General features: G+C 73.2%; 12 protein-coding genes. 2 read left to right on the top strand and 10 right to left on the bottom strand.

Features of this window, described 5'->3' with window-relative positions:
- Window positions 1-348: an ASCH domain-containing protein gene (locus ABZ801_RS10605; RefSeq protein WP_360695509.1), complete on the top strand. Its 348-nt coding sequence runs from the start codon at window positions 1-3 to the stop codon at window positions 346-348.
- A gap of 140 nt (window positions 349-488) precedes the next feature.
- On the top strand, window positions 489-722 hold the full coding sequence (locus ABZ801_RS10610) for a DUF397 domain-containing protein (protein ID WP_344953265.1): 234 nt from the start codon (window positions 489-491) through the stop codon (window positions 720-722).
- Here the strand turns inward: ABZ801_RS10610 and ABZ801_RS10615 are convergent.
- From ABZ801_RS10615 to ABZ801_RS10660, 10 genes are all read right to left on the bottom strand, one after another.
- Window positions 719-2,929, bottom strand: a complete 2,211-nt coding sequence (locus ABZ801_RS10615) for a bifunctional serine/threonine-protein kinase/ABC transporter substrate-binding protein (RefSeq protein WP_360695513.1) — start codon at window positions 2,927-2,929, stop codon at window positions 719-721. The genes ABZ801_RS10610 and ABZ801_RS10615 overlap by 4 nt on opposite strands.
- A 5-nt stretch (window positions 2,930-2,934) precedes the next feature.
- Window positions 2,935-3,987, bottom strand: coding sequence for an allantoicase (gene alc / locus ABZ801_RS10620; RefSeq protein WP_360695516.1), 1,053 nt, complete (start codon window positions 3,985-3,987; stop codon window positions 2,935-2,937).
- Complete coding sequence (allB, locus tag ABZ801_RS10625; protein WP_360695519.1) at window positions 3,984-5,309, bottom strand: allantoinase AllB; 1,326 nt, start codon at window positions 5,307-5,309, stop codon at window positions 3,984-3,986. The genes alc and allB overlap by 4 nt, the downstream gene beginning before the upstream one ends.
- A gap of 14 nt (window positions 5,310-5,323) precedes the next feature.
- Window positions 5,324-7,651, bottom strand: a complete 2,328-nt coding sequence (pucD, locus tag ABZ801_RS10630) for a xanthine dehydrogenase subunit D (protein WP_360695522.1) — start codon at window positions 7,649-7,651, stop codon at window positions 5,324-5,326.
- Entirely contained in the window at window positions 7,651-9,000 is a 1,350-nt protein-coding gene (locus ABZ801_RS10635; protein ID WP_360695526.1) for an 8-oxoguanine deaminase, read from the bottom strand. The genes pucD and ABZ801_RS10635 overlap by 1 nt, the downstream gene beginning before the upstream one ends.
- Entirely contained in the window at window positions 8,997-9,476 is a 480-nt protein-coding gene (locus ABZ801_RS10640) for a (2Fe-2S)-binding protein (protein ID WP_360695734.1), read from the bottom strand. The genes ABZ801_RS10635 and ABZ801_RS10640 overlap by 4 nt, the downstream gene beginning before the upstream one ends.
- Window positions 9,476-10,348 carry an FAD binding domain-containing protein gene (locus tag ABZ801_RS10645; protein WP_360695528.1) on the bottom strand — a complete coding sequence of 291 codons (873 nt, stop codon included), beginning with the start codon at window positions 10,346-10,348 and terminating at the stop codon, window positions 9,476-9,478. Before ABZ801_RS10645 ends, ABZ801_RS10640 begins: the two co-directional genes overlap by 1 nt.
- 9 nt (window positions 10,349-10,357) lie before the next feature.
- On the bottom strand, window positions 10,358-11,221 hold the full coding sequence (pucL, locus tag ABZ801_RS10650; RefSeq protein ID WP_360695531.1) for a factor-independent urate hydroxylase: 864 nt from the start codon (window positions 11,219-11,221) through the stop codon (window positions 10,358-10,360).
- Window positions 11,222-11,225: 4 nt separating this feature from the next.
- Complete coding sequence (gene uraD, locus ABZ801_RS10655; protein WP_360695534.1) at window positions 11,226-11,732, bottom strand: 2-oxo-4-hydroxy-4-carboxy-5-ureidoimidazoline decarboxylase; 507 nt, start codon at window positions 11,730-11,732, stop codon at window positions 11,226-11,228.
- Window positions 11,733-12,052: 320 nt separating this feature from the next.
- Complete coding sequence (locus ABZ801_RS10660) at window positions 12,053-12,847, bottom strand: SDR family oxidoreductase (RefSeq protein WP_344953235.1); 795 nt, start codon at window positions 12,845-12,847, stop codon at window positions 12,053-12,055.
- Window positions 12,848-12,852 lie beyond the last annotated feature (5 nt).

A 12,852-nucleotide genomic window follows, 5' to 3' on the forward strand; every position in this document is an offset into this window, starting at 1 on the left:
ATGGGCGACGCGGTCAAGTCCGAGCTGAACATTCGCGCGCCGTATCTGAGACTGATCGAGGACGGTGTGAAGACCGTGGAAGTCCGCGTCGGGTACCCGAGCATGCGCAGGATCCGGGCCGGGCAGGAGCTGACGTTCGTCTCCGGCGACGAACGCGTCCCGACCCGTGTCACCCGGGTGACCGAGTATCCGTCGTTCGAGGCGATGCTCGACCAGGAGGATCCTCGGTCGATCGGGGGCGATCTCGGGGAGGACCGCGAGGAGTTGCTGAGGGTGATCCGCGGCATCTACCCGCCGGAGAAGGAGAGGCTCGGCGTGCTGGCGATCGGGATTGAAGTCCTCCGGTAGCCATTGCTCCCCCAAGTGGGACAAAGGGTTCGCGGGTCGTTCTCGGGTCCGTGTGTTCGGGGTCAAGGGGCGGGCGGGTGGGGGCGGGCCGGGCTAGCCTGGGAGCCGTCCACCCCACCTGGGACGGAGAAGGTGTGCCAGTGACCGAGCAGCAGCCGGTGCTCAGCGACGGCGTCATCATCGAGTTCATCGATGGCAAGGACGTGCCCGTCGACCACAAGGACTTCGGTGAGCGCGCCGTGGTGATGCGCGACGCCAAGAACCCCGATGGCCCGATCCTGTACTTCACCGAGGCCGAGTGGGACGCCTTCATCGCCGGCGTCAAGGACGGCGAGTTCGACGACCTCCTGGAGGAGGAACCGCCCCAGGGCTAGGACACCCGGGCGGTGCGCGCGTCGCCCAGTGAGACGAACCTGCCGTCCTTCACCTGGTAGGCGTAGATGACGGGAGCGGTCAGCGCTCCGCCGGCGCCGAACTTGATCCGCTGGGTGACGCCCTGCACGTCGATGGTGCCGAGGTAGGCGTTGATGTCCTGGGGCGTGCTCCTGCCCTGGGCGAGTGCGCGGGTGACGGCCGTCGCCGCGTCGTACGCCTCGGCCGCGTAGGTGCCGGGCCGGGCGCCGCCGTTGGCCTTGGCGTACCGCTGGGCGAACGCGTTGTAGGCGGGGGGCGTCGTGCCGCCGGCCTGTGACGCCACGTCCAGGCAGCCGCAGATGGTGACGGTGCCCTCCGCGGCGTCCCGCCCGGCCATCTCGACGAAGTTGGGCAGCTGCGAGCCCTCGGGCAGGTAGAAGCGGGCCTTCACCCCGGCCTGCCGGGCGTTCTTGAGCAGCCGTGCGCTCTCGGGGAAGTAGCCGCTGAAGAAGACGGTGTCCGCGCCCTCCTTCTTGATCGCGTCGATGGCGCGCGTGAAGGTGGAGCCCGGGGGCTCCGTCACGCGCCGCACGGTGACGTTCTTGCCGCGCAGGTGCTTCTCGATGGGGTCGGCGTTCACGGTGGTCGCCGCGGTTCCGTCCGCGATCAGCACCGCCTTGCGCGTTCCCGGTGCGGCCGTCAGGGCCAGGTCGGCGAGCGCGGCGATCCTTGTCTCGTAGACGGGGACGACGGAGTGCCAGTACCGCCAGCCGCGCTGTGCCAGGGTCCGGTCGGCCACCGACGGGGTGACGCTGGGGATGCCCGCGCTTTCCAGCGCCTGCCCGGCGGGCATGGCCTCCTGGCCCGTCATGGGGCCGATGACCGCGGCTACGCCGTCGGTGCGGGCCCGGGTCGCCGCCAGCATGGCGCCCTCCGGCTTGCCGCCGGTGTCGTACTGCATGAGCCGCGCCCGCACCCGGGGCCGTGAGGCGTTGTACTCGTCCACCGCCAGGCGGGCGCCGGCGAGCATCGGCTGCCCGAGCGTGGACAGGTCGCCCGAGAACGGTCCCAGGACGCCGATGTCGACCGTCTTCCGCTCGGAGCCGCCGGACGCGCCGATCCCGCCGATGCCGGGGATCAGGGGGACGCCCGCGACTCCCAGGCCCACCACGCCCGCGATGATCAGCGCCCAGGTGGCGGCGAGCACGCCGACCACACGCGTCGGCCTGCGTGCGGGACCGCCGGGCGCCTGTGGTGTCCACGGTGTCGGCGGCGGCCCGCTGGTCGGGGCGGGCGCCGGGGGCGGTGGCGGCGGCGCGGCCAGGTGTTCGGCGGTGGCCATCGTCGCGCCGTGTTCCAGCAGGTCGCCGGAGTCCGGGCCGGGGCGGGCTCCGGCCGCGTCCAGCAGCCGCAGCAGCAGGTCCGGGGCGGTGAGGCGGCGGGCCGGGTCCTTGGCCAGGCAGATGCCGGCCAGTTCGGCCAGCGGGGCGGGCAGCGCGCGCACGTCCGCCTCGCCGTGCAAGACCTGGTGCAGCACCGCCGGGACCGAGTCGCCGCCGAACGGGGCGCGTCCGGTCGCGGCGAACACCATGGTGGCGGCCCACGCGAACATGTCGGTGGCCGGTCCGACGGTTCCGCCCGCGATCTGCTCGGGCGCCATGTAGGCGGGTGTGCCGACGATCTGGCCGGTGACGGTGACCGCCTCGTGGTCCAGGGCGCGGGCCACGCCGAAGTCGATGACGCGCGGCCCGTCCGGCGCCATCAGCACGTTGGCCGGTTTGAAGTCGCGGTGCACGATCCCGCCGCGGTGGACGGCCGCCAGCGCCGTGGCCGTGCCGATCGCCAGCCGCAGCAGCGCGGGCGCGTCCATCGGCCCCTCGTCGCGGACCAGCGCGGCCAGCGACGGGCCGGAGACGAACTCGCTGACGATGTAGGGGCGGTCGCCGTCGACGTCGGCGTCCAGGATCCGCGCCGTGCAGAACGGCGCGACCCGCTCGGCGGCCTCCAGCTCCCGCACGAACCGGGCCCGGGCGGACGGGTCGTCGCTGAGCCGGGCGTGCAGCAGCTTGACCGCGACCTGCCGTCCGTCGCCGTCGCGTCCCGCGTAGACCACGCCCTGCCCGCCTTCGCCCAGCCGCTTCTCCAGGGTGTAGGCGCCGAGCGCGGTCGGGTCGTCCGGGAGCAGGGGGTCGGCCATCCAGTCCTCCGGGCGCGTCACAACGGACACGTCGATCATGCCATTCCGGACCGGTTCCGCGTGAGGTCGTTCCAGCGGGCGGTGAGAAGGCGTTCGCCGTCTGGGGTGAGGTCGCCGAACAGGCGCAGGCGGGCCAGGCCGCCGTCGGGGTGGATGTCGACGCGGACGTGGGTGACCTCGCGGTCGCCGGGCAGGCGGAAGCGGTGCCGCCCGTCGGGTTGCACGCGGGTGCGCACCAGGAGTTCCCGCCAGGCGGACGGGTCGTCCGGGGAGGCGCGGCGGGCGTCCAGGCCCCGCAGCGTCACTGCGCCGGGCGCGTTGAACCGCAGGTTGGTGGTGTCGACCTCGGCGAGGCGGATCACGCCGGGGGCGGCGAGCCGGACGACCGCCCATTCGTTGCCGGGTTCGCGGCGCCGCGCGGTCTCCCAGCCTTCGGCCTGGTTGCGGGCCAGCCCGGGGTACAGCATGTTGTCGGGCGCCGAGTAGAACCCGTTGGAGCACGCGACGACGCGGGCGCCGTTCTCCAGCGCGGCCAGGTCGATGGTGAGGCCGGTGAGCAGCCGCGGGTCGGGGACGACGTCGCCGTGCACGCGCAGCCGGGCCACGCCGCCGTCCGGGTGGATGTTCAGCCGCACGTGCGTGAAGCGCCGTTCCACCCCCGTGACCGTGAACTCGTGCGCGGTGCCGCCCTTGAGCGGGCTCATCGGGACGATCTCCACCCAGTCGGCGGCCGCCACCTCGGCGGGCGAGGGGTGGCCGTCCACCGCGCACGCCTCCACCGACGCCAGCGGCGGGAAGTTGCCGAGGAACCAGGCGGTGTCGACGACGACGACGCGGATCACGCCGGGCAGGCCGAGCCGGACGATCGCCCAGTCGTGCCCGAGTTCCCCGTCCGCGCCGGGACGGCGCCGCGCGGTCTCCCAACCGTCGTACTCCTGCCCCTTGGCCCCGAACGTTTCCGGCCGGAACGCCGGGGCCCACGGGTTGAGCAGGTTCTCCTTGGCGGCGAACGACTCGTCGCTGGCGGCGACCACCGAGCCGCCCAGGGTCCGGACGGCCAGGTCGGGCAGCGCGGCGGTGTCGCTCACGGGCGCACGCCGGTCAGCAGCTCGCCGTGCGGCCTGTCGTCGTCGACGAGCACGCCGCGCACCCAGGTGGCCCGGACGACGCCGCTCAGCGCGCGTCCCGCGTAGGGGGTGACGGGGTGGCGGTGACGCAGCCGGTCGGGGTCGACCATGAACGTCCGGTCGGCGTCGAACGCGACCAGGTCGGCGTCGTGCCCGACGGCGATGCGGCCCTTGCGGGCGTCCAGGCCGACGAGCGCGGCCGGTTCCTCGGCCATCCAGCGCGCCACCGCGTCCAGGCCGTGCCCGCGCGCGCTTGCGGCCGTCCACATGACGGGGAGGCCGATCTGCAGCGAGGAGATCCCGCCCCACGCGGTGCGGAAGTCGCCGCGTTTCAGCTCCGGCGTGCAGGGCGAGTGGTCGGACACCACGCAGGAGATCACGCCGTCGGCGAGCGCCCGCCACAGCTCCTCGCGGTTGGCCTCGTCGCGGATGGGCGGGCAGCACTTGAACGAGGTGCCGGTCACGCCGGGGACGTCCTCGGGCGTGAGCGTCAGGTAGTGCGGGCATGTCTCGGCGGTCACCGGCAGGCCGCTCCGCTGGGCGTCGGCCAGCGGTTCCAGGCAGGCGGCGGCGGACAGGTGCAGGATGTGCGCCCGCACGCCCGTCTCCTCCACCAGCCGGATCACGTGCTCCACGGCGGCGCGTTCGGCGTCCGGCGGACGGGACGCCGCGAACGCCGCGAAGTCGCCGCCGCGCTGCTCGGCCAGCGCGTCCGGGTCCTCGGCGTGCACGACCACCAGGCCACCGAACATGGCGATCTCGGCGAACGCCTCGCGCATCTGCCGGGGCGTCAGCGGCGGGAACTCCGGCACGCCCGAGTCGCAGGTGAAGCACTTGAACCCGAACACGCCCCGCTCGTGCAGGGGACGCAGTTGCGGCAGGTTCCCGGGGACGGCGCCGCCCCAGAACCCCACGTCCACGAAGCACTGGCCGGCCGCGGTCTTGCGCTTGACCGTCAGGGCGTAGGGCTCGGTGGTCGGCGGCAGCGAGTTGAGCGGCATGTCGATCAGCGTCGTCACGCCCCCGGCGGCGGCCGCGCGCGTGGCGCTCGCGAAGCCCTCCCACTCGGTGCGTCCCGGCTCGTTGACGTGCACGTGGGTGTCGACCAGGCCCGGCAGCAGCGCGGCGTCGCCGAGGTCGACCTCCTCGGCGGCGGCGAACGGGGCGTCCAGGGCCCCGATCGCGGCGATCACCCCGTGCCGCACCGCCACCGCGGCCGCCCGCTCCCCCGTCGGCAGCACCGTCCGGCGGGAGCGGACCACCAGATCGTACGGTTCGTTCACCTCGGTCACTGTGTTCACGCGGCACCCCCAGGCAGGGATATGTCCTCAGGACGGACGGGTACTCGCGTCAGCGGCCTGCCGGTCGCGTCCCGGACGGCGGCGACGATCGCGGGCGTGGACGACAGGGTGGGCGGCTCGCCCGCGCCACGCAGCCCGTAGGGGGCGTGCGGGTCCGGATATTCAACGATGTCCAGCGTCATCGGTGGCATGTCGAGAATGGTAGGGATCAGGTAGTCGGTGAACGACGGGTTGCGGACCAGACCGCCCGATACCTGGATCTCCTCCATCAGCGCCAGCCCGAGCCCCTGCGCGGTGCCGCCGTGGATCTGCCCCTCCAGCGCCTGCCGGTTCATGATCTTCCCGACGTCCTGGACGGCGGCCAGTTCCACCACCTTGACCAGGCCGAGTTCGACGTCCACGTCCACCACGGCCCGGTGCACGCACAGCGCCAGCTGGTTGTGGCTGCGCCCCTGCCCGGTGACGGGGTCCATCCGCTGCGTCGGCCGGTGACGGTACTCGCGGGTCTCCTCGATCGCGTCGTCGCCGAGGATCTCCTCGATCGACGCCACGATCCCCGCGTCCCGCGACACGATCTTGCCGCCGAGCACGGACAGCCCGGACGCGGCGAGCCCGAGCCGCCGCCCGGCCCGCGCCAGCAGTTCGGCCCGCACGGCCTCGCACGCGGTCTTGACGGCGCCGCCGGTCATGTACGACTGGCGGGACGCGCTGGACGACCCCGCGTCCCCCACCCGGTTGTCGGCGGGGTGGATCGTCACCCGCTGCACGCCCAGCTCGGTCCGGGCGATCTGCGCCTGCAGCGTGACCAGGCCCTGCCCGACCTCGGCGGCGGCCGTGTGCACCAGCGCGGTCGGCTCCCCGCCGATCACCTCCAGCCGCACCCGCGCGGTCGAGTAGTCGTCGAACCCCTCGGAGAAGCAGATGTTCTTCAGGCCGACGCCGTAGCCGACGCCGCGCACGACGCCCTCGCCGTGCGTGGTCTGGGACGCGCCGCCCGGCAGGTCGCGGATGTCGGGGGACGGGCCGGGCGGCGGCGGCAGCGGCATCGCCTCCAGCCGGGTCAGCAGCTCGGCCAGCGGCGCCGGAGAGTCGATCACCTGGCCGGTGGCCAGCTTCGAGCCCTGGCGGACGGCGTTGCGGCGCCGCACCTCCAGCGGGCCGATCCCGCAGGCCGCGGCCAGTTTGTCCATCATCGACTCGTAGGCGAAGCACGCCTGCACCGCGCCGAACCCGCGCATCGCGCCGCACGGCGGGTTGTTGGTGTAGACGCCGTACGCGTCGATCCTGATGTTGGGGATCTCGTACGGGCCGACGCCCAGCGAGGCCGCGTTGCCGGTGACGTTCAGCGTGGAGGAGGTGTACGCGCCGCCGTCCAGCACGATCTCCACGTCCGCGTACAGCAGGCGGCCGTCGCGGGTGGCGCCGTACTCGTACCGCATCAGCGCCGGATGCCGGTGCACGTGCCCGAAGAACGACTCGTACCGGTTGTAGGACATCTTCACCGGACGGCCCGTGCGCAGCGCCAGCATGCCCGCGTGGATCTGCATCGACAGGTCCTCGCGTCCGCCGAACGCGCCGCCCACGCCCGCCAGCGTCATGCGGATCTGGTCCTCGCGCAGCCCCAGGCACGGCGCGATCTGGCGGAGGTCGTTGTGCATCCACTGCGTGGACACGTACATGTCCAGGCCGCCGTCCTCGGCGGGCACGGCCAGCCCGGACTCGGGCCCGAGGAACGCCTGGTCCTGGATGCCGACCTCGTACTCCCCCGACACCACGACCTCGGCGTGCCGCCTGGCCCGCGCGACGTCGCCGACGCGCACGGGCTGGTACCGGCAGATCCCGCCGCGCTCCTGCACCCGGTTGCCCTCGGGGTCGGCGATGACGGCGCGCGGGTCGGTGACCGGCTCCAGCACCTCCCAGCCGATCGCGATCCTCTCCATCGCCCGGCGCGCGATCTCCGGATGGTCGGCGGCGACCAGCGCGACCGGCTCGCCCTGGTGGCGGACCTCGCCGATGGCCAGCACCGGCTGGTCCCGCGTGCCGTCCAGGCCGTACACCTTGTCGCCGGGGACGTCCTCGTGCGTCAGGACGGCGTGCACGCCCGGCGTGGCCAGGGCCGGGCCGATGTCGATCGAGGTGATGCGGGCGCGCGGATGCGGGCTGCGCAGCGTGGCGCCCCACAGCATGCCGTCCATCCACAGGTCGGACGCGTAGGCGAACTCGCCGGTGACCTTGAGGGTGCCGTCGGGCCGGGGCGGGCTGTCCCCCACCCCGCCGAGGCCGGGCGCGGCGACCTGGCCGGGGCTTCGCACCGGAGCGGTCATCACACCACCTCCTCGGCGAGCCTCATCAGCCGGCGATGCGCGTCGGCCCCGCGGCGTGCGGTCTCGTCCTGCGGGACGGTGACCAGCACGCCGTCCTCGACCACGGTGCGGCCGCCGACCAGCAGGCGGGCCAGCGGCGGCGTCTGCCCGAACGCGAACGCCACCACGGGGTCGTCGATGGCGGCGTGGAAGCCGTCCATCCGCCACAGCGCGACGTCGGCGAGCCTGCCCGGCTCCAGCGTGCCGAGTTCGTCCTGGCGGCCCAGGCAGCGGGCGCCGCCGAGGGTCGCCATCTCCAGGGCCTGCCGGGCGGTCAGCGCGGTCGGCCCGTACCGGGCACGCTGCATGTAGATCGCCTGCCGCAGCTCCCCGGCCAGCGGCACCAGCTCCGCCGACGCCGCCCCGTCCACGCCCAGCCCGACCGGTGCGCCCGCCTCCAGCAGGTGCGCGACGCGGGCGATGCCGGCGCCGAGCCGCGCGTTGGAGCTGGGGCAGTGCGCCGTGCCGGTGCGGGTCTCGGCCAGGCGCGCGATGTCGGAGTCGTGCAGGTGGACGCAGTGCGCGAGCCACACGTCGGCGCCAAGCCAGCCGATCGAGTCCATGTACTCGACGGGCGTCATGCCGAACTGCTCGGTGGTGTGCTCCTCCTCGTCCAGGGTCTCGGCGAGGTGGGTGTGCAGCCGGACGCCCTTGGCTCGGGCCAGCTCGGCGGCCGCCACCAGCAGTTCCTTGCTCACCGAGAACGGCGAGCACGGCGCGACCGCGACGCGCAGCATGGCCCCGGGCGAGGCGTCGTGGTACCGGTCGATCGCGGCCTCGGTCTCGGCGAGGATCGTGTCGAGGTCCTCGACCACCTCGTCCGGCGGCAGGCCCCCGTCGGACTCGCCGCGGTCCATGGAGCCGCGGCACGGGTGGAACCGGACGCCCAGCTCGGCCGCCGCCTCGATCTCGGCGGCGAACAGGTCGCCGCGCCCCTTGGGGAACACATAGTGGTGGTCGGTCGTCGTGGTGCACCCCGACAGCGCCAGCCAGCCGAGCCCGGCGCTCGCCGCGCCCCGCACCACCTCGGCGTCCATCCGCGCCCACACCCGGTAGGACGCCACCAGCCATTCGAACAGCGTGTTGTCGATGGCCAGGCCCTGGGTCGCCCACTGGTACAGGTGATGGTGGGTGTTGACGAGCCCGGGCGTGGCCAGGCAGCCGGTGCCGTCGATCCGCTCCGCGCCGTCGATCTCCGGCGCGGGCCCGGGCCCCACCGCCGTGATCCGGTCGCCGTCGATCACGATGTGCCCGCCGGGATGCTCGTCCCCCGACACGGTGACGACGTACGCGTTCTCAATGATCTTCATCGGGCGGCCGCCTTCCGCCGCGCGGCCAGCCGGACCGCGTCGAGGATCTTCTCGTAGCCGGTGCAGCGGCACAGGTTGCCCGCCAGCGCCTCGCGGATCTCCGCGTCCTTCGGCTCGGGCACCCGGCTGAGCAGGTCGTGCGCCTGGACGATCAGCCCCGGCGTGCAGAACCCGCACTGCACGGCCCCCGCCTCAACGAACGCCTCCTGCACCGGGTCGAGCCCCTCGCCGTCCCGCTCGGCCAGCCCTTCCACCGTCCGAACGCGGCGTCCCTCCACCTGCCCGGCCGCCACCAGGCACGCGCACACCGGCACGTCGTCCAGATACACCGTGCACGACCCGCATTCGCCCTGCTCGCACGCGTTCTTCGAGCCCGGCAGGCCCATCCGCTCGCGCAGCACGTACAGCAGGCTCTCGCCCTCCCACACGTCGTCGACGGTCTCCTCGCACCCGTTGACGGTGAAGTTGACCCGCATCACGAGACCCTCCGTCCAGCCACGTAGTCGTTCCAGGCCCAGGTCAGCGTGCGGCGCGCCAGGACCGCCAGGGCGTGGCGGCGGTAGCCGGCGGTGCCGCGCACGTCGTCGATCGGGGACGCCGCCCCGGCGGCCAGCTCGCCGAACCGCCGCGCGACCGCCGGATCCAGCGGCCGCCGCCCCGTCCAGTCCAGCTCGGCCGACGCGAACTCCTCGGCGGCGGCGGCGCGGCGCGGCGTCGGCGCCGCCGACCCCACCCCGGTGCCGACCCGGCGCCGCTCCGGGTGCAGCGCGACGGCGAACGAGCACACCGCGATCACCATGGCGTTCCGGGTGCCGATCTTGGAGAAGTACTGGGGACCGCTCGCCGGGGCGATCCAGAACGCCCGGATCAGCTCGTCGTCGCGCAGCGCGTTCGTCTTGACGCCGGTGAAGAACTCCGCCGCCGGGATCATCCGCACGCCCCGCTGCGCCGACTCCACCTCGATCTCGGCGTCGCCCGCCAGCAGCGGCGGATGCCCGTCCCCGGCGGGCGAGGCCGCGCCCAGGTTCCCGCCGATCGTGCCGCGGTTGCGGATCTGCGGCGACCCCACCGTGCGGGACGCCTGCGCCAGCCCCGGCAGCCGGTCGCCCAGCTCCCCGATCAGCCGCGCGTACGGCACCCCGGCGCCGACCCGCAGCCGCCCGTCCTCGGCGACGTCCCACTCGGCCAGCTCCCGCACCGGGTTCAGGTCGAGCAGCGCCTCCGGCCTTCCCGCATCGAAGTTGATCTCCACCATGACGTCCGTGCCGCCCTGGATGGGCGCGGCGCCGGGCCGCGCGGCCTTGGCGGCCAGCGCGTCCGCCCAGCTCACCGGGCGCAGGAACTCCATGACCTTCCCCTAGCTCCAGGCCCTCGGCGCCGCCGGGGCCGCGTCGTCCAGGACGGTGCCCTCGATCAGCCCGTACGGGCGGTCCGCGGCGAAGAAGACCTCGTTGTCGTTGTCCATGCCGAACGGCGTCAGATCCACCGCGAAATGATGCCTGTTCGGCATGGACAGCCGTACCTCGCAGATCTCCCCGCACTCCGCCAGCACATGCCGCCCCATCTGGTAGAGCGTCTGCTGCAACGACAGGCTGTGGGTCCCGGCGAACGCCTCCAGCAGGCACCGCCTGGCCCGCTCGTACGACCGTCCCCACGCGGCGTCCGTGCCCCGGTGGCGCCAGCGCGCCGTCACCGCCGTCGCCAGGATCCGGTCGTCGGTGGGCTCCAGGGTGGTGTACTCGTCCCGGATGAACCCGTGGAACTCGCTGCCAGTGGAGTTGAGCACCACCAGGTCCGTCAGCCCCGACACCACGGACTCCTGCCCGCCCGGCCCGTCGCTGTGGACGAGCGCCGTCCTGACCTCCCGCCCCGACCGGACGAACGAGTGGGGGCCGTGGCGCTCCCAGGCGTACTCCTCGATCTCGACCCGCGCGTGCCGGATGGTCGGCTGCGAGGCGACGAAATGCCGGGCCAGCAGCAGCCCGAACTCCTCGATCTCCCCGATGCCGTGCTTGCGGGCGAAGGAGAACACGGTGTTCTTCTGCGAGTCCGTCGGCAGGACCGCCGCGTTGTCGCCCGTCAGGTGGACCTCGTCCATCTCCCCGGACAGCGAGATGCTCACGTTGAGGTCCTTGAGGTGGTGCGTCTCGCCGTCCCTGGTGACGTGGACGACGCGCGTCTCGGCCTTGCCGTACCGGTTCGGCCCCAGAACGATCGCCACCGGCCTAGCCCCCTCCCAGCAGCTTCGCCAGCCGCAACTCGGTGATCTTCGCCAGCTCGTCGCGGACCACCGCGCGCTCCGCCTCGGGATCGTTGGCCAGCCGCCCGCGCAGTTCGGCGAGCATCTCCGCCGCGCTCCGCCCCGTCGCGCAGATCAGGAACACATGCCCGAACCGCTCCTCGTACGCCCGGTTGCCCTCCACGAGCGCGGCCTTGAGGTCGTCGCCGGCTCCGTCCACCCCGGCCTGCTCACGACGCGACCAGGAGGCCTCCCTGGCGTCTCCCCCGATCCGCTCGCCGATCCGAGGATGGGCCCGGAGCGCTTCTTCTATGTCGTCCCAGCCCAATCCGGCCATCGTCTTGGCGGCGGCCTCCCATACGGCCGCCCTGTCCTCGAACGGCCGCCGCACGGCCATCGCCGCCGCCCACCGCCGCGAGGCGCAGCACGTACGCAGTTCGGCCTCCGCCTCGTCCCGGGACAGCCCGTTCAACCGCAGCAGACCAGGATCCACCGGCGCCTCCCGACTTCTTGGGTGCTGTCCCCCGAGTACACACACCTCCCGCCGCCGGGTCGAGATCCAGTCCCCCCGAACCCCACCGCCGTCCCACTCGGAATTCGTACGTTCCTACAAATCGCGGTGTCGCGGGCCGTTCCGTCAGAGCACTAGGCGTGCCAGAGGGCGATGAGCGGCCGGGTGGCCAGCCGGGACGGCATGGCGCGCAGCATCGTGTCGCGCAGCCACGCGGCGATGCCGGTCTGGGAGGTCAGCGCATCAGCAGGGAGTACGTCGAGAACATGGTGCAGGTGATGGTGTACGGCTGTTCCTGACCCCTAGGGCAGGATCGCGTCGATGTACCCGCCGTCCACGCGAAGGGCCCCGCCCGTGGTGGCCGACGCCGCGTCCGAGCTGAGGTAGACGACCATGTTGGCGATCTCCTCGGGCTCGATCAGGCGGCGCAGCAGCGAGCTGGGACGGTGCTCGGCCATGAAGCGCCGCTGGGCGTCGTCCCAGGGCACGTCGGCGCCGACCATCTCGGCGACGAAGTCCTCCACCCCCTCGGTGTGGGTGGGGCCCGCCATGACGGTGTTGACGGTGACCCCCGTGCCCTTCGCGGCCTTGGCGTAGCCGCGCGCCACCGCGAGCAGCGCGGTCTTGGACATGCCGTAGTGCACCATCTCCTCGGGGATCACCACCGCCGAGTCGCTGGCGATGAACTGCACCCGCCCCCACCCGCGTTCGATCATCCCGGGCAGGTACTGCCGTGCCAGCCGCACCCCCGACAGCACGTTGACCTCGAAGAACCGGCGCCACTCCGCGTCGTCGATCTCCAGCACGGGCCGCGGCTCGAAGATCCCGAGGTTGTTGACCAGGATGTCCACGCGCGGCACCCGCTCCAGCACGGCACGCGCGCCGTCCGCGGTGCCCACGTCGGCCGCGACGCCGACCAGGTCGGCGCCGGCCACCTCACCGCGCAGCGCCTCCAGCGCCTCGTTCACGCTCCGCTCGGACCGCCCGTTGACCACGGTCGTGGCCCCGGCCCTGGCCAGCCCGGCGGCGATCGCCCGTCCGATGCCCTTGGTGGATCCGCTGACGAATGCGGTACGCCCGCTGAGATCGATCTCCATACCGC

The organism is Actinomadura sp. NPDC047616 (assembly GCF_040642915.1).
GTDB lineage: Bacteria > Actinomycetota > Actinomycetes > Streptosporangiales > Streptosporangiaceae > Spirillospora > Spirillospora miaoliensis.